The 26,441-nt window shown below is 54.9% G+C and carries 23 protein-coding genes and 1 riboswitch; of the genes, 14 read left to right on the plus strand and 9 right to left on the minus strand.

The window, feature by feature from the left end; genetic code table 11:
- Window positions 1-61 precede the first annotated feature (61 nt).
- Window positions 62-1,429, minus strand: a complete 1,368-nt coding sequence (gene lysC / locus ACX9GU_RS02500; RefSeq protein WP_368438484.1) for a lysine-sensitive aspartokinase 3 — start codon at window positions 1,427-1,429, stop codon at window positions 62-64.
- 110 nt (window positions 1,430-1,539) lie between these two features.
- Window positions 1,540-1,733, minus strand: a riboswitch (Lysine riboswitch).
- A gap of 337 nt (window positions 1,734-2,070) precedes the next feature.
- On the opposite strand from lysC, the gene pgi reads away from it, so the two are divergent.
- Complete coding sequence (pgi, locus tag ACX9GU_RS02505; protein ID WP_473193756.1) at window positions 2,071-3,717, plus strand: glucose-6-phosphate isomerase; 1,647 nt, start codon at window positions 2,071-2,073, stop codon at window positions 3,715-3,717.
- Window positions 3,718-3,779: 62 nt separating this feature from the next.
- Here pgi and ACX9GU_RS02510 read toward each other — a convergent pair whose 3' ends face one another.
- Window positions 3,780-5,216, minus strand: coding sequence for a capsule assembly Wzi family protein (locus ACX9GU_RS02510; protein WP_473193757.1), 1,437 nt, complete (start codon window positions 5,214-5,216; stop codon window positions 3,780-3,782).
- 224 nt (window positions 5,217-5,440) lie between these two features.
- On the opposite strand from ACX9GU_RS02510, the gene psiE reads away from it, so the two are divergent.
- Entirely contained in the window at window positions 5,441-5,848 is a 408-nt protein-coding gene (psiE, locus tag ACX9GU_RS02515) for a phosphate-starvation-inducible protein PsiE (RefSeq protein WP_121608016.1), read from the plus strand.
- A gap of 88 nt (window positions 5,849-5,936) precedes the next feature.
- Here psiE and malG read toward each other — a convergent pair whose 3' ends face one another.
- The 3 genes from malG to malE form a co-directional block, all read right to left on the minus strand.
- On the minus strand, window positions 5,937-6,827 hold the full coding sequence (gene malG / locus ACX9GU_RS02520) for a maltose ABC transporter permease MalG (protein WP_223500470.1): 891 nt from the start codon (window positions 6,825-6,827) through the stop codon (window positions 5,937-5,939).
- Window positions 6,828-6,839: 12 nt separating this feature from the next.
- The gene (malF, locus tag ACX9GU_RS02525) at window positions 6,840-8,414 is read right to left on the minus strand and encodes a maltose ABC transporter permease MalF (protein ID WP_473193758.1); all 1,575 of its coding nucleotides are present in this window, start codon (window positions 8,412-8,414) and stop codon (window positions 6,840-6,842) included.
- Between the two features lie 93 nt (window positions 8,415-8,507).
- Complete coding sequence (malE, locus tag ACX9GU_RS02530; protein WP_473193759.1) at window positions 8,508-9,704, minus strand: maltose/maltodextrin ABC transporter substrate-binding protein MalE; 1,197 nt, start codon at window positions 9,702-9,704, stop codon at window positions 8,508-8,510.
- A 354-nt stretch (window positions 9,705-10,058) separates the two neighbouring features.
- Here malE and ACX9GU_RS02535 point away from each other — a divergent pair, with 354 nt between their 5' ends.
- From ACX9GU_RS02535 to ubiA, 6 genes are all read left to right on the plus strand, one after another.
- Complete coding sequence (locus tag ACX9GU_RS02535) at window positions 10,059-11,033, plus strand: alpha-amylase family glycosyl hydrolase (protein ID WP_473193760.1); 975 nt, start codon at window positions 10,059-10,061, stop codon at window positions 11,031-11,033.
- Complete coding sequence (malK, locus tag ACX9GU_RS02540) at window positions 11,026-12,141, plus strand: maltose/maltodextrin ABC transporter ATP-binding protein MalK (protein ID WP_059199032.1); 1,116 nt, start codon at window positions 11,026-11,028, stop codon at window positions 12,139-12,141. The genes ACX9GU_RS02535 and malK overlap by 8 nt, the downstream gene beginning before the upstream one ends.
- Before the next feature lie 29 nt (window positions 12,142-12,170).
- The gene (locus ACX9GU_RS02545) at window positions 12,171-13,466 is read left to right on the plus strand and encodes a maltoporin (RefSeq protein ID WP_473193761.1); all 1,296 of its coding nucleotides are present in this window, start codon (window positions 12,171-12,173) and stop codon (window positions 13,464-13,466) included.
- Window positions 13,467-13,578: 112 nt separating this feature from the next.
- Window positions 13,579-14,481, plus strand: coding sequence for a maltose operon protein MalM (gene malM / locus ACX9GU_RS02550; protein ID WP_021180820.1), 903 nt, complete (start codon window positions 13,579-13,581; stop codon window positions 14,479-14,481).
- Between the two features lie 301 nt (window positions 14,482-14,782).
- Window positions 14,783-15,304 carry a chorismate lyase gene (gene ubiC, locus ACX9GU_RS02555; protein ID WP_115159947.1) on the plus strand — a complete coding sequence of 174 codons (522 nt, stop codon included), beginning with the start codon at window positions 14,783-14,785 and terminating at the stop codon, window positions 15,302-15,304.
- A gap of 17 nt (window positions 15,305-15,321) precedes the next feature.
- Window positions 15,322-16,188 (plus strand): 4-hydroxybenzoate octaprenyltransferase, encoded by an 867-nt coding sequence (gene ubiA, locus ACX9GU_RS02560; protein ID WP_186486641.1) that lies wholly within the window; start codon window positions 15,322-15,324, stop codon window positions 16,186-16,188.
- A gap of 69 nt (window positions 16,189-16,257) precedes the next feature.
- Here ubiA and plsB read toward each other — a convergent pair whose 3' ends face one another.
- Entirely contained in the window at window positions 16,258-18,723 is a 2,466-nt protein-coding gene (gene plsB, locus ACX9GU_RS02565) for a glycerol-3-phosphate 1-O-acyltransferase PlsB (RefSeq protein WP_473193762.1), read from the minus strand.
- Between the two features lie 322 nt (window positions 18,724-19,045).
- Here plsB and ACX9GU_RS02570 point away from each other — a divergent pair, with 322 nt between their 5' ends.
- From ACX9GU_RS02570 to ACX9GU_RS02585, 4 genes are all read left to right on the plus strand, one after another.
- On the plus strand, window positions 19,046-19,414 hold the full coding sequence (locus tag ACX9GU_RS02570; protein WP_021180816.1) for a diacylglycerol kinase: 369 nt from the start codon (window positions 19,046-19,048) through the stop codon (window positions 19,412-19,414).
- Between the two features lie 123 nt (window positions 19,415-19,537).
- On the plus strand, window positions 19,538-20,146 hold the full coding sequence (gene lexA / locus ACX9GU_RS02575; protein ID WP_021180815.1) for a transcriptional repressor LexA: 609 nt from the start codon (window positions 19,538-19,540) through the stop codon (window positions 20,144-20,146).
- Window positions 20,147-20,257: 111 nt separating this feature from the next.
- A complete protein-coding gene (gene dinF / locus ACX9GU_RS02580; RefSeq protein ID WP_473193763.1) occupies window positions 20,258-21,607 on the plus strand; it encodes an MATE family efflux transporter DinF in 1,350 nt (449 codons plus the stop codon).
- A 296-nt stretch (window positions 21,608-21,903) separates the two neighbouring features.
- Entirely contained in the window at window positions 21,904-22,113 is a 210-nt protein-coding gene (locus ACX9GU_RS02585) for a CsbD family protein (protein ID WP_024483982.1), read from the plus strand.
- Between the two features lie 115 nt (window positions 22,114-22,228).
- Here the strand turns inward: ACX9GU_RS02585 and zur are convergent, their stop codons facing one another.
- Both zur and ACX9GU_RS02595 read right to left on the minus strand, forming a co-directional pair.
- Window positions 22,229-22,738, minus strand: coding sequence for a zinc uptake transcriptional repressor Zur (gene zur, locus ACX9GU_RS02590; RefSeq protein WP_024483981.1), 510 nt, complete (start codon window positions 22,736-22,738; stop codon window positions 22,229-22,231).
- Window positions 22,739-23,065: 327 nt separating this feature from the next.
- The gene (locus ACX9GU_RS02595; RefSeq protein ID WP_071681599.1) at window positions 23,066-23,347 is read right to left on the minus strand and encodes a DUF5339 domain-containing protein; all 282 of its coding nucleotides are present in this window, start codon (window positions 23,345-23,347) and stop codon (window positions 23,066-23,068) included.
- A 398-nt stretch (window positions 23,348-23,745) separates the two neighbouring features.
- Between ACX9GU_RS02595 and dusA the strand changes: the two genes are divergently transcribed.
- A complete protein-coding gene (dusA, locus tag ACX9GU_RS02600; protein ID WP_254698924.1) occupies window positions 23,746-24,699 on the plus strand; it encodes a tRNA dihydrouridine(20/20a) synthase DusA in 954 nt (317 codons plus the stop codon).
- Between the two features lie 158 nt (window positions 24,700-24,857).
- Complete coding sequence (pspG, locus tag ACX9GU_RS02605; RefSeq protein WP_021180810.1) at window positions 24,858-25,076, plus strand: envelope stress response protein PspG; 219 nt, start codon at window positions 24,858-24,860, stop codon at window positions 25,074-25,076.
- A 297-nt stretch (window positions 25,077-25,373) separates the two neighbouring features.
- On the opposite strand, the gene ACX9GU_RS02610 is transcribed toward pspG, so the two are convergent.
- Window positions 25,374-26,363, minus strand: a complete 990-nt coding sequence (locus ACX9GU_RS02610) for an NADPH:quinone reductase (protein WP_473193764.1) — start codon at window positions 26,361-26,363, stop codon at window positions 25,374-25,376.
- Window positions 26,364-26,441: the final 78 nt, after the last annotated feature.

Raw genomic sequence — 26,441 nt, forward strand, 5'->3', positions numbered from 1 at the left:
GTGATAAACAGATTATTGGAGGTTGGGCGCAGTAGCAATACCGCACTGCGCCCTTGGAGAGTTATTCAAACAGATTGTGATGAAGCGTTTGTACCACGCGCTCCGCATCATCACCCGGCACCAGGAAGCACAGGTTATAGCTGCTGGCTCCGTAACAGATCATGCGGATATTGAACGGATCCAGCACGCCGAACACCTCTTTACCGACGCCGCAGGCCTGTGACAGCTTGTTGCCGATCAGGGCGACCAGAGCCAGATTTTCTTCCACTTCTACCCGGCACAGCGAGGACAGTTCGGTGAGCAGGGAGGTCGTTAACAGACTGCCGCCGGTGGTGGTGGAACCGGTGGTATCCATGGTCAATGCCACGCTGACTTCGGAAGTGGTGATCAGATCGACCGAGATATTATGCCGGGCCAGAATGTTGAACACTTCGGCCAGGAAGCCGCGCGCGTGCAACATGTTCAGGCTGTGCAGCGTCAGCAGGGTTTGCTTGCGGCGCAAGGCCAGCGCGCGGAACAGCGGCGGGTTTTCCGTGGTATTGCACACCAGCGTGCCACCCGCGGCAGGATCTTTGCTTGAGCCGACGAAGACCGGGATGTTGCTGCGCACGGCAGGCAGCAGAGTGGCCGGGTGCAGCACTTTGGCACCGAAGGTGGCCATTTCCGCCGCCTCTTCAAAGGCAATTTTATCGATACGTTTGGCGGCAGGCACCACGCGTGGGTCGGTAGTATAAATACCCGGAACATCAGTCCAGATATCCACGCGGCTGACGTTTAACGCTTCACCCAGCAGGGCCGCAGTAAAGTCACTGCCGCCACGGCCCAGCGTAGTGGTGCGGCCTTTGGGTTCACAGCCGATAAAGCCCTGGGTGATCACCAACGCCTGTTGCAGGCGCGGCTTCAACAGGGTTTGAGCCAACTCGGTCAGCGCAGCGCTGTCCGGTACGGCGCGGCCGAAATGGTCGTCGGTACGCATCACTTTACGCACATCGAACCATTCTGCCTGTACCTTACGGTCGCGCAGAATTTCTACAAACAGCAGGGTAGACATCAGCTCGCCATGGCTGACCAGTTCATCGGTCAGTGCGGCAGAAGTGGCCAGCGCAGCGGCTTCCGACAGCGTGGTGATATTTTCCAGCATGCGGTCGATTTCTTCGCGGATCACCATCGGGTTATCGAGGCGATCGAGAATGGCGTATTGAATGCGGCGGATTTCGGCCAGTTGTTCGTTGCGCTTGTCGGCGTCGCAACCCTCGGCCAGGGCTACCAACAGGTTGGTGATACCGGCAGAGGCGGACAAAACCACCAAGCGAACTTCAGGATTAGAAAGTACCACGTCGGCGCTGCGGTTCATCGCCTCGAAATCGGCCACGCTGGTGCCGCCGAATTTGGCTACTACGGTTGCGTTTTGGGGTGCTGCTTGAGTCATGTAAAACCTCGTGTCAGGGACGCCATTCAAATTGGCATTTAATTTCCATAAGCCTTGGCACAAGGGAAGAGCGGTAAACAGGGAGCAGGCGTAGAGGTTGAGGCTACGATACACCCAGAAGCGCCCCACCTTGCTGACTGCTCATACAGAGCAGCCCATGGTGACAACTCAGGGGATTCAGCCCCTGTAGCCGACGTGATGATTGCCGTAAGCATCTCGCCTCGGCGTCGCTCCCCCTCCAGTGCCGTCATCGGATAATGGCTCCTCTGACACTCTACCTGGGCGACGCGCCTCTTCTGGCTTGCACAGTGGATGTGCAAGTAGGCTGTTAGGAATAACGGGTTTATTGGCTACTGTCAACGGGTAGACGCTGAGGGATTTTCATCTGCGCTCTGCAGGGAGCAAAGCGACCGAATATTGCGGACTGCGCATTAAGCGAAAAGCGTGATGAGAGGGACGTTTCAGCGTAGTGATAACAGGCTGTTAGGTGAAATATCAGCAGATTGTTGTGGAAAGGTAAAAATGGGGTGCGGCGGTCCGAGAGTTAACGCCTATCGCAAGAAAAGAGATCATAATCACAGTCGAACAGGCTACAATCGGTCCATCACCTCATATTCATTCTCAAGCATAAGAGCGCCGCTATGAAAAATATCAATCCTAGTCAAACCGCTGCTTGGCAAGCCCTGCAGCAACATTTCGAACAAATCAAAGACGTCCAGATCCGTGACCTGTTTGCTCAGGATAGTGAGCGTTTCTCCAAGTTCTCTGCCACTTTCAACGATCAGATGCTGGTGGATTACTCCAAAAACCGCATCACCGCAGAAACCCTGGAGAAGCTGCAGGCACTGGCGAAAGAAACTGACCTGCAAAGCGCGATCAAATCGATGTTCTCCGGTGAGAAAATCAACCGTACGGAAGATCGCGCCGTGCTGCATGTTGCGCTGCGTAACCGCAGTAACACGCCAATCATTGTTGATGGCAAGGATGTGATGCCGGAAGTCAATGCGGTGCTGGCCAAGATGAAACAGTTCTGCGACCGTGTCATCGGTGGTGACTGGAAAGGTTACACCGGCAAACCGATTACCGACGTGGTCAACATTGGCATCGGCGGTTCAGATCTCGGCCCTTATATGGCAACCGAAGCGCTACGCCCGTATAAAAACCACCTGAACATGCACTTTGTTTCCAACGTAGACGGTACCCATATCGCCGAAACGCTAGAACCGTTGGATCCGGCGACTACGCTGTTCCTGGTGGCGTCTAAAACCTTCACGACTCAGGAAACCATGACCAACGCCCTCAGCGCGCGCGACTGGTTCCTGAGCACTGCAGGCGATCAGCAGCACGTCGCGAAACACTTCGCCGCGCTGTCTACCAACGGTAAAGCGGTGGCCGAGTTTGGTATCGACACCGACAATATGTTCGAATTCTGGGACTGGGTGGGTGGCCGTTACTCTCTGTGGTCGGCAATCGGCCTGTCTATCGCGCTGTCTCTGGGCTTTGAAAACTTCGAGCAACTGCTGAGCGGTGCGCATGAGATGGACAAGCACTTTGCCCAGACGCCTGCCGAGCAAAACCTGCCGGTGCTGTTGGCGCTGATCGGTATCTGGTACAACAATTTCTTCGGCGCAGAAACCGAAGCGATCCTGCCGTACGACCAGTATATGCACCGTTTTGCCGCTTATTTCCAACAGGGCAACATGGAGTCTAACGGCAAATACGTTGACCGTAACGGCAACCCGGTAGATTACCAGACCGGCCCGATTATCTGGGGTGAACCAGGCACCAACGGCCAGCATGCGTTCTATCAGTTGATCCACCAGGGGACCAAGCTGGTGCCTTGCGACTTTATCGCTCCGGCCATCAGCCATAATCCACTGAGCGACCACCACGCCAAACTGCTGTCGAACTTCTTCGCACAGACGGAAGCGCTGGCGTTTGGTAAGTCACTGGACGTGGTTGAGGAAGAGTTCGCCGCACAGGGTAAAAAGCCGGAAGAGGTCAAGCACGTTGCTCCATTCAAAGTGTTTGAAGGCAACCGCCCAACCAACTCCATCCTGCTGCGCGAGATCACGCCGTTCAGCCTGGGTAGCCTGATCGCCCTGTATGAGCACAAGATCTTCACCCAAGGCGCGATCCTCAACATCTTCACCTTCGACCAATGGGGCGTAGAGCTGGGTAAACAGCTGGCTAACCGTATTCTGCCGGAACTGGCGGGTAAAGAAGCGGTGACCAGCCACGACACCTCAACCAACGGCTTGATCAATCGCTTTAAAGCCTGGCGTTAAGTTGCTCTGAATAGCAGCCAATAAAAAACCCGCCGCGGCGGGTTTTTTGACATCTGCAGGGATTACAGATTGATCGGTACTGCCAGGCTGACACCGGCACCCACGTCATCGGCGGTGCTATTGTTGTTATCGGTGTACCACAGGCTGGTATCAAACTTCACCTGGTGAGCGAAGTTATAGCCCCAACCCAACTGAATGCCTTTCAGCGTGTCGGATTTCGGGAATGCCTGGTTGATGCTCTGGTTCATCGGGTTCACCTTGGCGTACACCAGGCGAGTGCTCCAGCGCTGACCATCGTCCAGCACCAGCTCTACACGGCCGGACAGCATCTGACCGTCACCGCCCATAGCGTGGCCCAGCGGGTAACCCTGCTGGTAGTAGCCGTCTTTATAGGTATGGTGCGTATAGACATAATTCTTACGGCTCATATCGGCACGGGTATCAGCCCCTTCGATATACCAGTTGATGACGGTTGGACCCCACTCTGGGTGGCCTTCCAGACCAAGCAGGTAGGTGTTCTGTGATGGCAGATAGCCTGCCTCATCTTCACCCACCAACTGCCCATACAGGCTGACCGGCATACCGATCAACGGCTGCATTTTCAGCTTGAAGTCGAAACCGGCAAGCTGGTTGCCCGGATCGTTACCTTGGCCGGAATCGTCGTTATCGCGGCCGGTAAAGCCATCCCAGAATGAGCTGAAGGATTGTGAACGACCATCCCCCCCCCACTGCATAATCCGTGAGGCACCCAGCTCAAGGAAGTCGGTTGGCATCATGGTCAGCCGGCCACCGATCAGCTTGGTGTTAGGTACTGCGGTATATTGAGACAACTGGCCTGCGGTGATCTGATATTGCCAACGACCAATCCAGGACAGCCAAGGCGTTTCAAACGGGGATTGATCGGCACGTTGCAGCATAAAGCCAGCCACCGGGCGCGCCGCGTCGGAACGGATCAGGCTGCCGTCATAGCCAGGGCCCCACCATTGAGAGACTTCACCGAATGACAGCCACTGATTCCACACTTTGATGGCACCGTATGAGCCGTTCAGGTTGAATTTGGAACCATCAGAGACGCGCTGATCGCCTTCCACGGCGCCTTGCAGGCGCACGTCCCAGAACTCACCGTTGGCACCGGCGCCGATGGTCAGGCTGCTGTCGGCATAGTGGCTCTGGCCGAAGCCCTGCGGCGTGCCCGGTTTGTCGGTAGAGGTATAACCGGTGACGGTAATATTGGCTTTTAAGTCACCCACCCGGCGCTGTACGCGGTCAATGACGGTTTTTTCCGTGTTGGTCACCGGCTTGGCTTGCGCCAGCACCGAGTTGATCTCTTCCTGGCTTAGCGGCCAGGTAGACAGGCTGACGTTAATCACACCGCGATCGGATAACCAGGCGAGGTCATTGCGCAGATCGTTATCAGGAGTCACCAGTCCGCCGGCGTAGCTGGCAAACGAACAGGTGAAAAGGCCTGCCGCGACCAGTGCGTGGAGTTTAGCTCGCATGAAAGTTCCTTTCTAGATTACGGGAATTTGGAGGCATAATGCCTGAGACTACGCCCATGATAGAGGACATTTCAATTTGCTACAAATATATACAAGCGTAATCAATTCACACAACTAATTGAAAATAGGGAAATTCGCCTGAAGATAAACCCTCAGGGCAACTTTAGGAAAAAGCCCATTAGGCATTTTCTGCACTAATAACTGGCCGAACGACGGGAGAAGTCATGGCAAAAACATCGCGATCATTGATGATCGCCAAAGGGTTACAGCGGGTACTGAACGTGGGGTTGCTGCTGTTGGCGGCGATTCTGGTGGTTTTTTTGGTCAAAGAAACCTTTCATTTGGCGAAAGTATTATTCGTCAGCAACGAGGAGTCTTCTTCGTATCAGCTGATTGAGGGGATCGTGATTTATTTCCTCTACTTCGAATTTATCGCCTTGATTGTTAAATACTTTGAGTCGGGCTATCACTTCCCGCTACGCTACTTTATCTATATCGGTATTACCGCGATTATTCGTTTGATCATCGTTGATCATGAGAACCCTTTCGACACGTTGATTTATTCCGCAGCCATATTATTACTGGTAGTAACCTTGTATCTGGCCAACACCGATCGGCTGAAGCGGGAGTAAAAATAAAAATGGCGGCCCAGCAGAGGCCGCCAAAGACACAGTTCATAGAGAGAAGCAAAGTACATCAAACGTATTGCAGTGGCATAAATTAACCTTTCACCCCTCCCGCCGTCAGGCCACCGACCAACCAGCGCTGCGCCAGCAGGAATACGGCGGTGATCGGAATGGCGGACAGCACAGCGGCGGCGGCAAAGTCACCCCACAGATAGTTCTGCGGATTGAGGTATTGCTGCATGCCGACGGCCAGTGTGTAGCTGTTCACGTCACGTAACAACAGTGAAGCTACCGGCACCTCGGTGATCGCCGCGATAAACGACAGAATAAACACCACCGCCAGGATCGGGACTGAAAGGGGCAGCAGCACCAGGCGGAACGCCTGCCAAGGTGTAGCACCGTCCAGGGCGGCGGCTTCTTCCAACGAGTTATCGATGGTTTCGAAGTAGCCTTTAATGGTCCAGACGTGCAGCGCAATACCGCCCATATAGGCGAATATCACACCGCCATGGGTATTGAGGCCGATAAACGGAATGTACTGCCCCAGGCGATCGAACAGGGCGTACAGCGCGACCAAAGACAGCACCGCCGGGAACATCTGGAAGATCAGCATGCTTTTCAGCAGGGTGCTTTTGCCACGAAAACGCATGCGGGCAAAGGCGTAGGCACAGGTGGTAGAGAGCGTCACTATTCCCACGGCGGTGATCGCCGCGACTTTAATCGAGTTCCACAGCCATAACAGCACTGGGAAAGGCGGTGGGGTGATACTGCCATCCGCCTGGGTAACGCTCATCCCCAGCGCCAGCCGCCAGTGGTCCCAGGAGATCTGATCCGGGATCAGACTGCCGGTGGCAAAGTTACCGGAGCGTAGCGAAATCGCCACTACCATCAGCAACGGGAACATGATCAGGGCAATAAAGCTCAGCATCAGAATATGGGTGATCCACAGGCGTACGCGCTGGGATTTGGGTTGCACCATGGCCATTGTCGTTCTCCCTTAGTCAAAGTTCATCTTGCTGGCTTTCAGGTTCAGGATCGCCAGTGCGCCAACCAACAGGAAAATCAGCGTGGCAATGGCCGCCGCCAGCCCGAAGTCCTGACCCCCACCGCCTTCAAACGCGATGCGATAGGTATAGCTCACCAACAGATCGGTATAGCCGGCCGGTGTGGTGGTGCCGATCATGTCTGGCCCGCCGCGGGTCAGCAGTTGGATCAGCACGAAGTTGTTAAAGTTGAAGGCAAAGCTGGCAATCATCAGCGGCGTCAACGGCTTGATCAGCAATGGCAAGGTGATACGGAAGAAATTCTGCATCGGGCTGGCGCCGTCCATTGCCGAGGCTTCATACAGATCGTCGGGAATGGCTTTCAGCAGGCCCATACACAGGATCATCATGTACGGATAACCCAGCCAGGTATTGACGACCAGGATCATGCTTTTGGCGGTGAGCGGATCGGTAAACCAGGCCGGTTTAATACCGAACAGCGCGTTGAGCATCAGGTTGATTTCACCGAAGCTCTGGTTAAATAACCCTTTGAAAATCAGAATAGAAATAAACGAAGGCACCGCGTAGGGCAGGATCAGCAACACCCGATACACCGCTTTGCCTTTCAGCGCCTCCCACTGCACCACGCAGGCCAGCACCATGCCTACGGCCACGGTGAGGATCACGGTCATCACCGAGAAAATAATGGTCCAGACAAAGATGGAGATAAACGGTTTCTGGATGCCTTCATCGTTGAGCACCCGTAAGAAGTTTTTCCAGCCGATGGTAACGGTATAACCCGGGCTGAGGGTGTCGGTGGCCCAATTACCCTCGGCGTTGATGGCCTGATAGAAACCGATATCCGGGTTAGGGCGATACTGTAGCTGAGTCTGGTTATCGATCAGCGTGCCGTCTTTGCCTAGTGTGTATAACGGGCTGGTACCGGAGAACTGGCGCAGGGAACTCATGCGCAGCTCACCACCTTCAGGCAGGATGGCGACAAGCTGGCTCAGCGTCTGGCGATTCTGGGTGATCACGCGCAGCGTAGCACGCTCACCGGCAGGCTCCGTGCTTTCTACCGCCAATTTCAATGTTTGTGGCTCGGTGGCGTTCAGGCTGAACGGCTCGGAAATCAGTAACTGACCGCTGTCCGGATGAGTTAACTGCAGACGCCACTGCTGGTTTTCTGCCGGATACAGCCCAAAGGTGAAGGTTTTACCGGTCTGGAACTGGCGTTGCATCAGCACCGACTGAGCGCGTTCAAAGGTCAGTTGGTTGGTGCTGCTGTAGTTGGTAAAGGCGATGGCGATGGTACAGATTAGCGGGAACAGGACGAACAGCCCCATTCCGGCGACGCCTGGATAGACGTAGCGCCAGGCATAGGCACGGCGGTTGGCAAACACGTAGAGTCCGGCACTGACCAGCACCAGCGTCAGGATGGCGAACAGATATTCTCCCTGTGCATACATCACCACAATCAGATAGCAGGTCACCAGGCTGAACAGGCCGACAATCAGCCATTTCAGTAGGTCACTCTGCCACCACTTCGATTTTTTTCGCGCAGGAGTTCCGGCGTGAGCAAGTTGCATAGGGCTTTCCTTTCAGGTGTTACCGCGAGAAGCCAACGGCCTCTCACACAGCAGGGCAAAGGCGGGCATCACAGCCCGCCAATGGCCAGGGTCTTACTTGGTGATACGGGTATGAGCATCTTCCAGTGCGGCTTTCACCGTCTGGCGGCCAGTGATGGCGTTGATCACGGCGCTACGCATCGCATACCAGAAGGTACTCATCTGCGGGATGTTTGGCATGATTTCGCCGTTTTGCGAGTTCTGCATGGTGGCGGCAATCTTCGGATCTTTTGCCAACTGTTCCTGGAACGATTTCAGCGCCACGGCACCCAACGGTTTGTCTTTGTTAACGTCAGCCAGGCCCTGATCGGTGATCAGGTAGTTCTCCAGGAACTCGGTCGCCAGCTCTTTGTTCGGGCTGGCGGCGTTGATGCCCGCGGTCAGCACGCCAACGAACGGCTTGGACGGCTTGCCCTGGAAGGTTGGCAGCAGCGTGACGCCATAGTTGATTTTGCTTTGCTCGATGTTGGTCCAGGCCCAAGGCCCGTTGATGGTCATCGCCGTCTGGCCCTTGTTGAAAGCGGCTTCGGCAATCGAGTAGTCGGTATCGGCGTTGATGTGCTTGTTCTTCACCAGATCGACGATGAACTGCAGGCCAGCCTGTGAACCGGCGTTGGCTACGCCCACGTCTTTGACGTTGTATTTGCCATCTTCAAACTTGAAGGCATAACCGCCATTGGCGGCAATGACTGGCCAGGTGAAGTAGGGTTCTTGCAGGTTCCACATGATGGCGCTTTTGCCTTTGGCGCGCAGCTCTTTATCCAGCGCCGGGATCTCTTCCCAGGTTTTTGGCGCTTCTTTGATCAGGTCTTTGTTATAAATCAGCGACAGGGCTTCCACCGCGATCGGGTAACCGATCAGCTTGCCGTCAAAGCGTACCGCATCCCAGGTGAACGGATAGATTTTTTCCTGGAAGGCTTTGGAAGGATGGATTTCTGCCAACAGGCCCGATTGAGCGTAGCCCCCGAAACGGTCGTGAGCCCAGAAGATGATGTCCGGGCCGTCACCGGTAGCGGCAACCTGCGGGAACTTCTCTTCCAGTTTGTCCGGGTGTTCGATGGTCACTTTGATACCGGTGTCTTTCTCAAACTTTTCACCCACCTCGGCCAGGCCGTTATAGCCTTTATCGCCGTTGATCCAGATAACCAGTTTGCCTTCTTCTATTTTGGCGAAAGCGGAGGAGGAGAGCACCAGCGTCGTTAATGCTGAAAGCGCAAGCGTGCGTACGGTTGTTGTCATTGTGCGATTCATAAATCCAATCCTTCTGTGGGGACTGCGGTAAGGAGAGCGGTTACGCGCTAATAGTGGGTCACAACCCGCGGTGTTCTCATCCTCCCCCCGTCTACGCCCCATGCCTGAGTAGTGTGATCCAGCTAACAAACCGCCCTATTCTGTGGTGTCGGACACGAAAAGGCAGGGCTATTTTTGCAAGGAAGATCACAGATTTGCCTTATGCCGGGAACTTTCGCCGCGCATCGTCGTTCTCTCATCCTCCCATCTCCTCCCCCATGAAAAATTCTGTTACGGATGATTACCCCTTCTTGCCGTTACCCCACTATTGGCAACATTGATTTTTACCGCCTAACGCTGCAGGAACCCGGACCTATGTCACCAGTGCGTACCGCCACTCACCCCACGCTGTACCGGATCCATCCGGTCAGTTTCCGCGATGGAAACGGCGATGGTGTGGGCGACATGCACGGCATGATGGCGGCGCTGCCCTATCTGAAAGCACTGGCGGTGGACGGGCTGTTATTGCCGCAGGCGTTATCGCCAGAGGCTGGAGCGGAAGTAGCCGGGCACGGGCTGGCACTTTGGCACAGTGAAGGCACTCAGCGTATCTGCCGCAGTGCCGCTCCCGAACAGCACTATGCCCGCAGCGCGTTGGCGCTGGAAGTGGTGCCGTTCAGCTGCGAAAAACTGGTGGAGGTATTACATACCCATCGTCACCAACTGGGTGAAAAAGTCTGGAGCACCGGCGAAATCGATCAGCCGCGGGTGGTCAGCCATTGGGGACAAGGCGATCTGCGTTCTGCACAGGCTTTCCTGACCCTGCTGGCATTACTGCCCGCTCCTATCTGTTTGTATCAGGGCGAAGAGCTGGGCTTGCCACACGCGGCGGATCTGCAAGAACCGCAGGGGGCACAAACCCCGATGCCTTGGCATGAAGCGCCGGAGCAGGTTACCGCAGGAGAGGTCCACTGGTACCAACAGGTGGCGATAGAACACCGTGCGCTGGCCATCAGCCGCCAGCAACACGACCACCATTCAACCTTACGTTACTGCCAGGCCCTGTTGGCCCTGCGTCAGCACCCGCTGATCCAATGTGGTGTTCTGAACCGGATCAGCCAGGAAAATGGCGTTATTCGCTTACTTATTACCCATCAGGATCAATGCCTTGAAGCGCTGATCAACCTACAGCCTTATACTCAGCCGGCCGCACCGGCTGAGGCGACCAAGCCTATGGCATGGCAGTACGGTGCGCAGCAAGAGGGTCATCAATGGGTCTTGGCGGGCTTCGGTTCCGCCATCTTTACACGAAATGTTAACTGCGAAAGCAGGGGAGTTACGCATGGCTAGCGTCACACTGCGCAGCGTTTATAAGGCCTTCGGCGAGGTTGTGATTTCCAAAGACGTCAATCTGACTATCGATGACGGCGAGTTTGTGGTGTTCGTCGGGCCATCCGGCTGCGGTAAATCAACGTTGCTGCGCATGATCGCCGGGCTTGAGGATATAACCTCTGGCGATCTGTTCATCGGTGAAAAACGGATGAATGAGGTGCCGCCTTCCGAGCGCGGTATCGGCATGGTGTTCCAGTCTTACGCGCTGTACCCGCATCTGTCCGTGGCCGACAACATGTCGTTTGGCCTGAAGCTGGCCGGGGCTAAAAAAGCGGAAATTAATCAGCGAGTTAATCAGGTGTCCGAAGTGCTGCAATTAGCGCATTTGCTGGACCGACGCCCAAAAGCCCTGTCCGGTGGGCAGCGTCAGCGTGTGGCGATTGGCCGTACGCTGGTGGCTGAGCCGGATGTGTTCCTGCTGGACGAGCCGCTTTCCAACCTGGATGCCGCACTGCGGGTGCAGATGCGCATTGAGATCTCACGTCTGCACAAGCGGCTGCAGCGCACCATGATTTACGTCACTCACGATCAGGTTGAAGCGATGACGCTGGCCGACAAAATCGTGGTGCTGGACGCCGGGCGTGTGGCCCAGATCGGCAAGCCGCTGGAACTCTATCACTACCCGGCCAACCGCTTTGTCGCGGGCTTTATCGGCTCGCCAAAAATGAATTTCCTGCCGGTGAAGGTGACCGGTGTGGAAGCGCTGCGGGTACAGATCGAACTGCCTATGCCCAATCGTCAATTGGTCTGGCTGCCGGTTGAAGGGGAGGGCATTGAGGTTGGGGCCAACCTGTCGTTGGGTATCCGCCCAGAACATCTGTTACCGAGTTCCGAGTCTGAAGTGACATTGATGGGTGAAGTACAGGTGGTGGAGCAGCTCGGCAACGAGACGCAAATCCATATCCAAATTCCGGCAATTCGTCAAAACCTGGTTTACCGCCAGAACGACGTGGTGCTGGTAGAAGAAGGTGCAACATTCGCCATCGGCCTGCCGCCACACCGCTGCCACCTGTTCCGCGAGGACGGGACGGCGTGTAAACGGCTGCATCAGGAACCGGGTGTTTAAAGCATCAAGGTCTGTATAACAGGAGAATAATGATGACTACTCTGCGCAAACTTCCTCTGACGCTGGCTGTCGCCGCCGGTGTCTTATCCTCATCAGCGATGGCGGTGGATTTCCACGGCTACGCACGTTCCGGTATTGGTTGGACCGGGAGCGGCGGTGAGCAACAGTGTTTCCAGACCACCGGTGCCAGCAGCAAGTACCGTCTGGGTAACGAATGTGAAACCTATGCGGAACTGAAACTGGGCCAGGAAGTGTGGAAAGAGGGCGACAAGAGCTTCTACTTCGACACCAACGTGGCCTATTCCGTGTCGCAACAGTCTGACTGGGAATCGACCAATCCGGCCTTCCGTGAAGTGAACGTGCAGGGTAAAAACCTGATCGACGCGTTGCCAGGTGCCAACATGTGGGCCGGTAAGCGCTTCTATCAACGTCATGACGTCCATATGATCGACTTCTACTACTGGGACATCTCAGGTCCTGGTGCCGGTCTGGAAAATATCGACCTGGGCTTTGGCAAGCTGTCTGCCGCCGTGACCCGTAACACCGAATCCGGTGGTTCCTTAGGCTATATCGACAATCAACGTGACGAGCGTCCAACCGTCAACGATACCTACGACCTGCGTTTGGCTGGCCTTGAGCTGAACCCAGGCGGCACGTTGGAACTGGGTGTGGATTATGGCCGTGCCAATACACAAGACGGTTACCACCTGGTCGACGGGGCAAGTAAAGACGGTTGGATGTTTACAGCGGAACATACCCAGAGCATCCTGGGCGGCTACAACAAATTCACGGTGCAGTACGCTACCGATTCCATGACTGCGCAGAACAACGGCCGCAGCCAGGGTGCTGCCATTGATGACAACGGCAAGATGATCCGCGTGCTGGATCACGGTGCCATCGACTTCAACGATGATTGGGCAATGATGTACGTTGCCATGTATCAGGACATTAACCGTGACAATGACAACGGTACCACCTGGTACACCGTGGGCGTGCGCCCAATGTACAAATGGACGCCAATCATGAGCACCTTGATGGAAGTCGGCTACGACAACGTGAAGTCTCAACGTACTGGCGATCGCAACGGCCAATACAAAGTCACCCTGGCACAACAGTGGCAAGCGGGTAACAGCATCTGGTCACGTCCGGCGATCCGTGTCTTCGCGACCTACGCCAACTGGGATGAGAAGTGGGGCTACGCAAACAACGATTCCGGTGCGGGCTACAACGCAGGTACGGCTTATAACGATACCAGCATGCATACCTTCAGCCGTGGTAAAGACAGCGAAGTCACCTTCGGTGCCCAGATGGAAATCTGGTGGTAATACTGGCTTGACGGGAGGGCGCCTGTACGCCCTCCCTCTTACCGTTTAACCGGCAGTAGTGCGCTTGCCTGCCCGCTGCCGGGATACACGCTCAAAGCGAGAGGGTATAACAATGAAAAAAAATCTACTGTCACTCTGCCTGTCTCTGGCGTTGACCGTCGGCGCACCGCTGGCGACCTATGCCGATACTCCGGCCAACGTTTCCGTCGCACCGGCCATCAGTGCCACTACTCTGCAAAGTTTGCCTTGGCAGCCGTTGGTACCGCCAGTGACTCAGGATGTCCAACTCAATAATGTCAGCCCACAGATCAATCAGGGCCAGATCCAGGGAGCCGTTGCTGCATTTGCGCTGCCGGCCGACCGGGGATCGCTGGAAATCCAACTGAGCAGCCTGGCCAATAAAAACTCAATCTATGCCCCAAGCGTATTGGTGCTGGATGAACATATGCGCCCGGCGGCCTATTATCCGAGCAGCTATTTCGCTTACCAACCACCGGGAGTGATGTCTGCCGATCGGCTGGAGGGCACGTTGAAACTGACCCCTGCGCTGGGGCAAAAACAGATCTATCTGTTGGTGTACACCACCCAGCAGGATCTGGCTAAAACCACCATCCTGACCAATCCGGCCAAAGCCTACGCCCAGGGGGTGGGTAACGCAGTACCGGACATCCCGGATCCGATCGCCAGCCACAGCACCAGCGGCACGTTGAAGCTGAAGGTGACGGCAGAACAAGGGGCCAGCAACATCATGATTGGCATGCTGCAATCGGCTCCGGCAACGCCACCGGTCGTGGTGGGGGCCACCGCTCCGGCAGTTGCGGCTCCAGCACCGGTTGCCAGCGCACCGGCAGAGCCGATGCTCAATGACACCGAGGCTTACTTCAATAACGGCATCAAACAGGCAGTCAAGGCGGGGGATATCGATAAGGCGCTGAAACTGATGAATGAGGCCGAAAAACTGGGTTCCACCACCGCTCGTGAAACGTTTATTGGCAGCGTGAAAGGCAAGGGGTAATCCCCCACGCTACCGATGCTGGCTTGATGATTGGTGCGTTTCGGCGCACCTTTTTTCATCTGCCCACCCGCGTTTCCCCACTGATACCGAGCAGAGGGGGACTGCGTGGCGCCAACAGTACGAACTCTCTTGCGTTATGACATCTTCCACTACGACAGCCTGCCTTTTTACCCCCGGATAATGGGGGATGCGTTACGTCACGAATCTGCCTGCCGCTTTTGCATTTCTGCGTTACAATGGATTTCTGTTAACAGTTTGTATGGCTTGGCGCGGCACGCAGCCTCCGGCCTGGAGTAGCATAATGTCTGACATTAGGGATCCCATCCTGCCGCCTATTGAGTGGCTGTCTGAACATTCCTCAATACCTGCCGCCGTTAGCGATTGGCTGATGGAGTTAGGTTCCATGACCCGCCGTTTTGAGCGCCACTGTGGCCGCGTGCAGGTAGAACCACAGCGTGAATGCTTCATCACTCGTGACCAGCTTGCCGAAGAGGCGGTTCATCTGCCACACAGCGAGCGCTATTGGCTGCGTGAAATCGTCTTACTGGGTGACGGGCAGCCTTGGCTGCTGGGGCGTACGGTGATCCCGCAGGAAACCCTGACCGGGCCGGATCTGGCGCTGGTCGATCTGGGGACGTTGCCACTGGGCCGTTATCTGTTCAGCAGTGAAAGCCTGACTCGTGATTATATCCATATTGGCCAGCAGAAGGATCTGTGGGCGCGGCGTTCTCGTCTCCGTCTGGCGGGAAAACCATTGTTACTGACGGAACTGTTTCTACCGGCCTCTCCACTGTATGCGGTGGAAAAGGGCACTCCGGCATAATTAGGGGAGAAAGAACTTTGGAAGGGAGCGTGATTCAAAGCAAATGGCAGGCCTATTGCCATCTGATGCGCATCGATAAGCCGATTGGCACGCTATTGTTGCTGTGGCCCACCCTGTGGGCATTGTGGTTGGCAGGGGGGGGAGTTCCTTCGCCGTCGGTATTGCTGGTGTTTGTGCTTGGCGTTTTCCTGATGCGTGCTGCGGGTTGCGTGGTGAATGACTATGCCGATCGCGCTTTCGATGGGCATGTGAAACGCACCGCAGGCCGCCCGATGCCGAGCGGCCGCGTCAGCGAAAAAGAGGCCAAGATCCTGTTTGTTTCGCTGGTGCTGGTTTCCTTTGCGCTGGTGCTGACGTTGAACGCCATGACCATCTGGCTGTCGCTGGCGGCTCTGGCGCTGGCCTGGGTTTACCCGTTTATGAAGCGGGTGACCAATCTGCCTCAGGTGGTGCTGGGGGCGGCGTTTGGTTGGTCGATCCCGATGGCTTATGCCGCTGTCAGCGAGTCGCTGCCACTGAGCTGCTGGTTGCTGTTTCTGGCCAATATCTGCTGGACGGTGGCTTACGATACCCTATATGCCATGGTCGATCGTGATGACGACTTGAAGATTGGGATCAAATCCACCGCGGTGCTGTTTGGCCGCCATGACAAGTTGATCGTCGGGTTGTTGCAGTTTGCTACGCTGTTGCTGATGTTGTGGGTAGGTTATCTGATGCAACTGGGGGGCGCGTTTTACTGGTCGCTGTTGCTGGCCGGGGCGTTGTTTATCCATCAGCAAAAGCAGGTGGCTGGCCGCGATCGCGATGCCTGCTTCCGTGCCTTCCTGAATAACAACTACGTTGGCTTGGTGTTGTTCATCGGTATTGCGCTTAGCTACGTGTGATTTGCCCAACGCAAAAAGTAAAAAGGCATCCATTATCGGATGCCTTTTTCGTGGTAACTGGCCTGTAAGTTACTCGTCTTCTTTTACTACTTCAGCTGCCAGCGCAGGGGTATTGGTTTCTTCCGGCATGCTGACGCTTTCGATGGTCAGCTTGATTTCCGGGGTGATCAAATCGCTCAACATGGTGTAAACCTCCATGGTGTGCTCGCGGATCGCATCGCCAATATCATTGATAAAGCCTTCTTCACGCAGCGTCGCCACCAGGGTGGAGAACACCGCCTTATCGAAGAACTCTGGCGCGTTGATGCCGTGCAGCACCGACAAACGCTGGGCCATAATGCGGCTCTCTTTCTCCAGGGCACCCCGGTTGATACTTGGGTTGGCGCTGAGGATCGACATGGTGATGGCATAGCGTTGCAGGGTTTCACGCACCCCGGCGGCTAACAGCTGCAACGGACGGATGCGTGCAGGGTTCAGCACCAGCTCATCGCCTTTGCTACAAATCAGCTGCTGACGTATCAGCTCTTCGATCAGCGGTTGCAGCACTTCGGCTAGCTGTTCTTTGTCGTAACGCAGGAACAGTTCGGCCTTCAGCATCGGATAGATCAGGCTGACCTGACGCAGCAGCTCAACGCGCGACACGCGGCGGTGATGCATCACGATAGAGGCGATTAATGAAGGCAGTACCAACATATGATGGATATTGTTGCGATAGTACGTCATCAGCACCGCCTGCTCGCGCGGCAGAATGATGATGTCGCCGATGTTGTCCTTCTCCACTTCAAACTTGTTCATGTTTAAAGCGTGATCCAGCAACTGGTCTGGCGTTTGCGTTGGTACGGTGGCGTCCGGTGCATATGGCACGTTACGCATCAGCTGTAAGTAGCATTCCAACTGCTCAAGCAACTGCTCACGGGTCAGCGAACGTTGGCGTGAGGCCAGCAGCGCGGTGGAACACAGGTTCATGGCGTTGGCGGCGGCAGCGTTGTTGATGCGCACCATGATCTGAGCCGCCAGATCGTTCACCGATGGCGTTAGCCAGCTTGGGCGCTGTGCTTCGATCGGGTCGATAGACTCACGCCACTGTGGGACGTTGTGGTTCAGGTACGTCGTCAACGGCAACGGTTCGCCAAAGTTTACGTAGCCCTGGCCGAGGTTGCGTAGCTTGCGCAAGCCACGCACCATTTGCAGCAGGCTCTCTTTCTCTTTGGTCGCGCCACGCAGCTCTTTGGCGTAAGTCCCTACTTCCATCACGTGCTCGTAACCGATATAAATCGGCACCAGGGTGATCGGACGGGTACCGCCGCGCAGCATGGCCTGAATGGTCATCGACAGGGTGCCGGTTTTCGGTTCCAGCAGGCGGCCGGTACGGGAGCGCCCGCCTTCAACAAAGTATTCTACCGAGTAACCACGGGTGAACAGTTCACCGAGGTATTCGCGAAACACGGTTGAATAGAGTTTGTTGCCCTTGAAGGTGCGGCGGATAAAGAACGCGCCCAGGCGGCGGAAGATCGGCCCGGCAGGCCAGAAGTTCAGGTTAATACCCGCTGCGATATGCGGTGGCACCAACCCTTGATGGTAGAGCACATAGGACAGCAGCAGATAGTCCATATGGCTACGGTGACACGGCACATAGACGATCTCGTGGCCATCCTGCGCCAGCTGACGCACACGCTCAGCGTTGGTGACGTTGATACCCTGATACAGCCGGTTCCAGGTCCAGCTCAACACGCGGTCGGACAGGCGTACCGTTTCATAGGAGAAATCGGCGGCAATCTCTTCCATCAGCGCAATTGCGTTCTGCTGGGCCTTTTCGTGGGAGATCTTTTTGCTGCGCGCTTCGTCTTCGATCGCTTTTTCAATCGCCTTGGAGGCTAACAGCTTTTTGAACAGATCCTGACGGGCAGGTAGGCTTGGCCCAACGGCGGCCAGGCGCTGGCGTGCGAAGTGCATGCGTGCGACACGGGCCAGTTTTTGCGCGATGGTCTTATCGGTGCCGTGCTCGGTCGCCATCCGGCGTAGGGACACGGTGTTGGAGAAACGGACAAAGCTGTCGCGCCCCAGCCACAGTACAGCGAAGAACTTCTGTACGCCATTCAGCAGGCGCAGGTGCGGCGTGCCGTGGCCTTCGCGCCCAGGGGAGCGGCCAAACATCACTGAAACCGGCAACATCTGGATATCGAGATCCGGGTTGCTGCGGTGCAGATCCAGATAATCGTGGAACAGTTTTACCGATTCTTCTTTGGGCGTGTAATAACGGAACAGGCGTGGGCCATCGTGGATAAACACGTAGCTTGGCAGCACGGTGCCATCGATTTCCAACGGGTTAAGGGGATCGGGCAGATCTTGCGCCAGACACTGGGTGCGCAAAGTGAGTAAATCCGCCTTGGAATTATAAGGTAAAACATACAAAATCGGTCGTGAGGGATCCAACCCTAACTCCGTGACCGGATCTGAAGGGATAACCTTACTTCTTACCAACATTTTTAGTGGTAAGTTCAATATCTTATAATAGATTTTACGCCAACCTGACATGACAACGTGAAGCCTCTTGTTAGCAATTCGCCGCAAGCATACCAGAAACCGGGTAGCAGATCTGTGGCGTTGGGAAATCCACGGCCGTTCACGGCAATGGAAGTACATAGTTGAATTATACCTGATGGATATCAAATTGGCCGCTCTGGCGCACTCATACGCTCGCGGCATTGGTACGACATAGCTAGGTGATTAAGGTATTCCAACCTTGCTGTATACTGCGCTGCGATAAAAATGTGATTGGGCTGGCAAATCTGTCTGGAACGTTGCGGCTGCAACACGACGGGTACATGATCCATCTTGGAGAAAGGCGTTCTTAACTATGGCAAATCAAGCAACTGGCCTGACGCGTATCATTAAAGCGGCAGGCTATTCCTATAAAGGTTTAACCGCTGCCTGGCAGAACGAAGCCGCATTCCGCCAGGAACTGGTGGCTACGGTGGTGGCTATCATCGTGGCGGTTTGGCTGGATGTGGGGGCGATAGCGCGCATTTTGTTGATCGGCTCGGTGCTGCTGGTGATGATTGTCGAAATCCTCAACAGCGCGATTGAGGCCGTTGTCGATCGCGTGGGTACGGAATATCACGAGCTTTCCGGGCGGGCCAAAGATATGGGCTCGGCGGCGGTATCGCTAGCAATCATTCTGGCGCTGTTCGTTTGGGCTTCGGTACTTTGGCAGCATTTGGCGTGAAAACCAGCGGGTATCGTTGCGATCACGCTCGCTACCTGCTGATTTTTATTTATTCTTCGGTTCCCAATCCAGACTTAGCTGTATATACTCACAGCAAGACTGTATAAACAAACAGGGGGCGGAATGAAAGCACTAACTACCAGACAGCAAGAGGTCTACGACCTGATTCGCGATCATATTTCGCAAACGGGCATGCCACCGACGCGTGCCGAGATCGCAATGCGTCTGGGGTTCCGCTCACCAAATGCTGCAGAAGAGCACTTGAAAGCACTGGCTCGCAAAGGCGTTATCGAGATCATCTCCGGTGCATCACGCGGTATCCGCTTGCTGATGGAAGATGAAGAGGGATTACCTCTGGTGGGCCGTGTGGCTGCCGGTGAACCTTTGTTGGCTCAGCAACACATTGAAGGGCACTATAAGGTGGATCCTTCACTGTTCAAGCCTAATGCCGATTTCCTGCTGCGCGTTAGCGGCATGTCGATGCGCGACATCGGCATCCTGGATGGCGATCTGCTGGCAGTGCATAAGACTCAAGACGTACGCAACGGCCAGGTCGTCGTGGCCCGCATTGAAGATGAGGTCACGGTCAAACGCCTGAAGAAGCACGGTAACGTCGTCGAACTGCTGCCAGAAAACAGCGAATTTCAACCGATCGTGGTCGATCTGCGCCAGCAGAACTTCACCATCGAAGGCCTGGCGGTGGGTGTGATCCGCAACGGCGACTGGATCTAACCGCTTTACCTCGTATTACAGCCCTTTAAAACGGCAAACCTCGCCCCAACTCTGGGGCGAGGTCATTTCTAAGCTACGCTAAAATCCATGCTTGTACGGGAACATATCGCCATGCGCCTGCTTTCTGCCTTCACCAGTGACACCGACAAAGCTCTGTGGCGTCTGGCGTTGCCGATGATCTTCTCCAATATTACCGTCCCCTTGCTTGGCCTGGTGGATACTGCCGTTATCGGCCATCTCGATAGCCCTAGCTACCTTGGCGGAGTCGCGGTGGGGTCAATGGCCACCAGCTTCCTGTTTATGTTGTTGCTGTTCCTGCGTATGAGTACCACCGGGCTGACGGCGCAGGCGCTGGGGGCGCAAGATCCCTACCGGCTGGCTCGCGCCTTTATGCAGCCGTTATTGTTGGCGCTGGTGGCCGGGCTGGCGATTGTGCTGTTGCGAGCCCCGTTGATCACCTTGGCGCTGAACATTGTGGGGGGCGATCGGGAAGTCTTGGTACAGGCCAGGCTATTTTTGGAGATCCGCTGGCTGAGCGCCCCGGCGGCGTTGGCCAATATGGTGCTGCTCGGTTGGTTGCTGGGAGTTCAGTACGTTAGGGCGCCGGTGATCCTGTTGATTGTCGGTAACCTGCTGAACATCGTGCTGGATATCTGGCTGGTGATGGGGCTGGGTTGGAACGTGCAGGGGGCCGCGGCTGCCACGGTGATTGCGGAGTACGCCACGCTGTTGCTGGGTTTGTGGTTGGCATGGCGGGTACTACGCATGCGGGGGATTTCGCTGGTGATGCTGCGCACTGCCTGGCGTGGGGATCTGCGCCGCCTGCTGGCACTTAACCGCGACATCATGCTGCGCTCGTTATTACTGCAACTGTGTTTTGCCTCGTTGACCATTCTGGGAGCCCGCATGGGCGGAGAAGTGGTGGCGGTGAATGCGGTGCTGATGAATCTGCTGACCTTTACCGCCTACGCTCTGGATGGTTTTGCCTACGCGGTGGAAGCCCATTCCGGCCACGCCTATGGTGCGCGTGACGGGCGGCAACTGCGTAAAGTATGGCGTGCCGCCTGTCGGCAGGCTTGCCTGGTTGCCTGTGGTTTTGCCGTTATTTATCTGTTCGCCGGGCAGCAGATTGTGGCGGGCTTAACCTCGCTGCCGGAGTTGCGTGCGCTGGCAAATCAATATCTGCCCTGGCAGGTAGTGTTGCCTCTGGTGGGGGTTTGGTGCTATCTGCTGGATGGCATGTTTATCGGCGCCACCCGTGGCGCAGAAATGCGTAACAGCATGGCGGTAGCCGCAGTGGGCTACGGGCTGACGTTGTTCACCCTGCCGGTATTGGGCAACCACGGTTTATGGCTGGCTCTGGCGGTATTCCTGGCACTGCGCGGGGCTGCTTTGGGCTGGGTTTGGCACCGTCATAGCGTGCAAGGCACCTGGTTTTCATCCCCAACTAGCGATGCATAGGCCAGACTAGTTGATGATTCTGGATAGATATTCACATTTTGTTACATGTATCGGGGGCTGTTTTGCTTCGCTTGCTTACTGTTTTAATGGCGTTTTTTGCTATTGAGACTTTTCCTAACCCTATTTCATGCTGCTTTTCGGGCGCTTTTCGTGATGGGTGACTATAGTTAATCACGTGGCTGGCGAATTAAGCCCGCGCTTAATTGGCAACGGACGCATTAGATAACCTTAAATTTGACTCAGTTAAGTCCAGCCAGATTTATCTAAAACTGACAACCAAGAGTAACGGAGAGATTATGAACAAAGATCAAGCCGACGGTAACTGGAAGCAGTTTAAAGGTAAAGTGAAGGAAAAATGGGGCAAGCTGACCGATGACGATATCACCGTGATCGAAGGGAAACGCGAACAGCTGGTCGGTAAAATCCAGGAACGCTATGGCTACCAGAAAGAGGCAGCCGAAAAAGAAGTCAAAGCCTGGGAAGAACACAGCAAGTATCGTTGGTAGCGCGATGAGCCGCTGAGTATTGCGGCGCTACGACACCATCCGGCCTGGCAGATTTCCCCCCTGCCACGGCCACGGGAACAAGGATGTACCCGCTCCCTCCTGCAATCCAATCCGCTTATTTTTTCTTTACCACAATGCTGTGGTCATGATCGCAATCGTGTTGGTTTTCACAATTTTCTACCACCACACAGGCAGAACACAGACCGTGGGCTTCCACGACGCTATGGCGCAGCACAAACCCTGATTCTTGAGCCAGTTTCTGCAAGGTTTCTTCCACCCCTTCGGTAGTGCGCTCCGTGACCTGTCCGCAGCGATCGCAGATAAACAGGGCGGAGGTATGCATCGGCTGTTCGAAGTGGTGGCACAGCACATAGCTGTTTGCCGATTCAACGCGGTGGATAAATCCCTGTTCCAGCAAGAAATCCAGTGCACGATAGACCGTAGGTGGTTTGGCCTGCGGCTCTGCCACACGCAGTAAATCCAGCAAATCGTAAGCGCTGATGGCGCCGGGTTGCTCAGCCATCAGGCGTAACACTTCCAGCCGTTGCGGGGTCAGTCGCACGTTGCGTTGCTGACAGAGTTGTTCAGCCTGCGCGAGCAGCTTTTCCTGGTTGGTTGAGTTCATGGCAATTATCCGGCTAGGCAAAGAAGCCGATTTTATCATGTTTCAACGCAATCGCCGAGAGTTGCCCCGCTTTCCCTGGATAACACGGTAAATCGGGCGATTTTCTACGGCTATTCTGGTCAGAGTGGGATGCAGATCACTATTTCTCGTTTTTGGGTATGCCTGGATTATTTTATTGATAATTAAAGTATTGCGATAGGCATTAAGCTTTGGATTGAAGGGAGAGGGCGAGGAAATAATTTACCGTATGGATGGCTAAGCGCTATTCGAATACGGGCCTGGATGAGACCCGTAAGAACTACTGGTGTAGACTTATTTGACAGCTATTTATTTCAAACCCATGGAGGCTTTCATCTTACCCATCATCTCAATGCCTTGCTTACAAGCGGGATCTTGCTGTTCCGCTGGCATGGCAGCCATCTGCTCTTTGGCTTGATCCATCTGAACTTTTAAAGCATCCATCTGAGCTTTTGCAGCTTCATTTTTAGAGGCTTCAACGATCATGTCATCCACTTCGCCAACGTATTTTTTACAAGTTTCGGTCAACTCACCTGCAAAAGCAGAGGATGACATTGCTAACATGCTGAAAATAAGTACAAACTTTTTCATAAAGCATCCTGCTATTAAATTCCATCCCAGTGATGGCGATCGGATTATCTTTAAAAGCAGGCCACAAAACAAGCAACTGAAAAAAATTAGGATTTTATTTAAATTTATGACTTTTTAGGGGGTGAATACGACTAAAATCGAGCGTTTCGCATTACGTTTATCTTTCGTTTGCATTAATTGACCCGTCAGGCTTTGGTCGTTTCTGTATGTTATAGTAAGCCATGCCTCTCCCTCCTCAACGATCTGGCCTTCGCATAGGCAGCAGAGGATAGAGAACGAGAAAATACACAGAACGAGCGAACATGAACCAGGACCACGAAAAAGCCACCCCTGCCAAATCAGTGCATCAGCCAAGCGAGGCCAGTAAATACGCCGCCAATCGTTTCTCCATTGCCCCTATGCTGGACTGGACCGATCGCCATTGCCGTTACTTCCATCGCCTGCTGAGCAAGGAAACGTTGCTGTACACCGAAATGGTGACCACCGGCGCGATCATCCACGGTAAAGGTGACTACCTGGCATACAGCGAGGAAGAGCACCCCGTGGCTTTGCAGCTAGGGGGCAGCGATCCGGCAGCACTGGCGCACTGTGCCAAACTGGCGGAACAGCGTGGCTATGACGAGATCAACCTTAATGTCGGTTGCCCGTCGGATCGGGTACAGAACGGCATGTTTGGTGCTTGTCTGATGGGGCAGGCGAGCTTGGTGGCAGACTGTATCAAGGCGATGCGCGACGTGGTGTCGATCCCGGTGACGGTAAAAACCCGTATTGGCATTGATGATCAGGACAGCTATGAGTTCCTGTGCGATTTTATCTCTACCGTTGCTGGGCGTGGGGAATGCGATATGTTCACTATTCATGCCCGTAAAGCCTGGCTTTCCGGCCTGAGTCCGAAAGAAAACCGTGAAGTCCCTCCGCTGGACTATCCGCGTGTTTATCAGTTGAAACGTGACTTCCCGGCGCTGACCATTGCGATCAACGGTGGCGTGAAAACGCTGGAAGAAGCCCAGCAGCATCTGCAACATCTGGACGGTGTGATGATGGGGCGCGAGGCGTACCAAAATCCAGGCATTCTGGCGCGGGTGGACAGCGAGATTTTCGGCCGCCAGAGCGAGGTGATGGACAGCGTGGCAATTATCGAATCGCTGTATCCGTACATCGAGCGCGAGCTAGCGAACGGTACCTATCTGGGCCACATCACTCGCCATATTCTTGGTTTGTTCCAGGGGATCCCTGGTGCGCGGCAGTGGCGCCGTCATCTGAGTGAAAATGCCCATAAGCCAGGAGCTGATGTGCGCACCGTCGAACAGGCTTTGGCTCTGGTGCGTTCACCGCGCACTGAAATGGCATAATCGGCAAAAAACTTGACTAAAAGTTGGTTTTTTTGACCAATAGCGCCACCGGCTGTGGCGCTATTTTTATATAATTTCAATAAGTTATCATTAACTTCAAGTTGGCACGTTTCTTGTAAAGAACAAGACAGACCTATTGTTTTGCCAAGGAGCAACCCATGTTAGAACTGTTCTTTCTGATCGGCTTTGTCGCCATGCTGCTGGTAACGGGTATTTCACTGCTGGGCGTGATGGCTGCGTTATTTGTGGCCGCGGCTTTTATGCTGCTGGGCGGGCTGTTTGCCATGGTGTTTAAACTGCTGCCGTGGCTGATCCTGGCGGTGGTTGGCGTGTGGATATACCGTTCTATGCAGAAACCACAGATACGGCGCTATTAAGATTTTTTGCCTAAATATCAGTCAGTCACGTTGAAACTCACCAGGCAGATTGCTTGCCAGTGTGGCGGGGATCACAGCTTGATGTTTTAAATGCGCATGCGGCACATTAATCATATTTTTTACTTATCGAGGCTGCTAGGATGGCTCCGCAGCAGTGATGCTAATCATTTTCATCACCGCGAGAGCTGACAAGAGCGTTGCTTAAAGCAACCCCCCATCTCTGGCGGACTCTGCTCTACCCCTACAAAGCGCAGTAAACTGGAAAGGGCTCCTGATGGGGCCCTTTCTTTATTGGCGCTACAGACCAGGGATCAGCAGGCTGGAACCGCTGGTCTGGCGGCTTTCCAGGATCTGGTGTGCCCGCTGGGCATCTGCCAACGCAAACTTCTGTGCGTCTTTCACGTCAACTTTGATCGCACCACTGCCGAGCAGCGAAAACAGCTCGTTACTGGCAAACTGCAATTCCTGGCGGTTGGTGATGTAACCATTGAGTGAAGGGCGGGTGACGTACAGCGAGCCTTTCTGGTTGAGCAACGCCAGATCGACACCGGTAACCGGGCCGGAGGCATTACCAAAGCTCACCATCAGCCCGCGGCGCTTCAGGCTGTTCAATGAGTCCTGCCAGGTACTTTGCCCAACGGAGTCATAGACCACGTTAACCTTTTCGCCGTTGGTCAGTTCAGCTACGCGCTGGGCGATGTTTTCCTGGCGATAATTGATGGTGGCCCAGGCTCCGGCACGCAAGGCAAGCTCTGCTTTTTCATCTGAACCTACGCTGCCGATCAGTTTGGCACCCAACGCTTTGGCCCACTGGCAGGCGATCAGTCCAACGCCCCCTGCGGCGGCATGGAACAGGAACACCTCTCCTGGCTTGATCTCATAGGTTTGGCGCAGCAGATAATGTACGGTCAACCCTTTGAGGAACGAGGCGGCACCCTGTTCAAAACTGAGGTTATCCGGCAGGATCGCCAGCTTTTCCAACGGGACGTTGTGCACCTCGCTGTAGGCACCCAGTGCGGACTGGGCATACACGACGCGATCGCCCGTTTTGACCGCACTGACGCCAGCCCCGACCTTGGTAACCACCCCGGCGGCTTCGGTGCCCAACCCACTAGGGAAGTTTGCTGGTGGGTACAGGCCGCTACGTATGTAGGTATCGATATAGTTGATACCGATGGCCTTGTTCTCTACCTGAACCTCCCCCGCAGCGGGATCGACAGGAGTAAAATCAACATACTGCAGCACTTCCGGGCCGCCGGTGGCGGAGAATTGGATGCGTTTTGACATGTCGCTACCTCGTTTAAATGGCTGTTTTCACCCTACGCTTATCAGCCCAGACTATCTAGCCCGTTGCGCAGTGATTAA

This window comes from Serratia sp. K1WW1 (assembly GCF_055790865.1).

Coding starts and splice junctions, on each gene's coding strand:
- lysC (WP_368438484.1), bottom strand. CDS start 1,429: ATGACTCAAGCAGCACCCCAAAACGCAACCGTAGTAGCCAAATTCGGC.
- pgi (WP_473193756.1), top strand. CDS start 2,071: ATGAAAAATATCAATCCTAGTCAAACCGCTGCTTGGCAAGCCCTGCAG.
- ACX9GU_RS02510 (WP_473193757.1), bottom strand. CDS start 5,216: ATGCGAGCTAAACTCCACGCACTGGTCGCGGCAGGCCTTTTCACCTGT.
- psiE (WP_121608016.1), top strand. CDS start 5,441: ATGGCAAAAACATCGCGATCATTGATGATCGCCAAAGGGTTACAGCGG.
- malG (WP_223500470.1), bottom strand. CDS start 6,827: ATGGCCATGGTGCAACCCAAATCCCAGCGCGTACGCCTGTGGATCACC.
- malF (WP_473193758.1), bottom strand. CDS start 8,414: ATGCAACTTGCTCACGCCGGAACTCCTGCGCGAAAAAAATCGAAGTGG.
- malE (WP_473193759.1), bottom strand. CDS start 9,704: ATGAATCGCACAATGACAACAACCGTACGCACGCTTGCGCTTTCAGCA.
- ACX9GU_RS02535 (WP_473193760.1), top strand. CDS start 10,059: ATGTCACCAGTGCGTACCGCCACTCACCCCACGCTGTACCGGATCCAT.
- malK (WP_059199032.1), top strand. CDS start 11,026: ATGGCTAGCGTCACACTGCGCAGCGTTTATAAGGCCTTCGGCGAGGTT.
- ACX9GU_RS02545 (WP_473193761.1), top strand. CDS start 12,171: ATGATGACTACTCTGCGCAAACTTCCTCTGACGCTGGCTGTCGCCGCC.
- malM (WP_021180820.1), top strand. CDS start 13,579: ATGAAAAAAAATCTACTGTCACTCTGCCTGTCTCTGGCGTTGACCGTC.
- ubiC (WP_115159947.1), top strand. CDS start 14,783: ATGTCTGACATTAGGGATCCCATCCTGCCGCCTATTGAGTGGCTGTCT.
- plsB (WP_473193762.1), bottom strand. CDS start 18,723: ATGTCAGGTTGGCGTAAAATCTATTATAAGATATTGAACTTACCACTA.
- ACX9GU_RS02570 (WP_021180816.1), top strand. CDS start 19,046: ATGGCAAATCAAGCAACTGGCCTGACGCGTATCATTAAAGCGGCAGGC.
- lexA (WP_021180815.1), top strand. CDS start 19,538: ATGAAAGCACTAACTACCAGACAGCAAGAGGTCTACGACCTGATTCGC.
- dinF (WP_473193763.1), top strand. CDS start 20,258: ATGCGCCTGCTTTCTGCCTTCACCAGTGACACCGACAAAGCTCTGTGG.
- ACX9GU_RS02585 (WP_024483982.1), top strand. CDS start 21,904: ATGAACAAAGATCAAGCCGACGGTAACTGGAAGCAGTTTAAAGGTAAA.
- zur (WP_024483981.1), bottom strand. CDS start 22,738: ATGAACTCAACCAACCAGGAAAAGCTGCTCGCGCAGGCTGAACAACTC.
- ACX9GU_RS02595 (WP_071681599.1), bottom strand. CDS start 23,347: ATGAAAAAGTTTGTACTTATTTTCAGCATGTTAGCAATGTCATCCTCT.
- dusA (WP_254698924.1), top strand. CDS start 23,746: ATGCTGGACTGGACCGATCGCCATTGCCGTTACTTCCATCGCCTGCTG.
- pspG (WP_021180810.1), top strand. CDS start 24,858: ATGTTAGAACTGTTCTTTCTGATCGGCTTTGTCGCCATGCTGCTGGTA.
- ACX9GU_RS02610 (WP_473193764.1), bottom strand. CDS start 26,363: ATGTCAAAACGCATCCAATTCTCCGCCACCGGCGGCCCGGAAGTGCTG.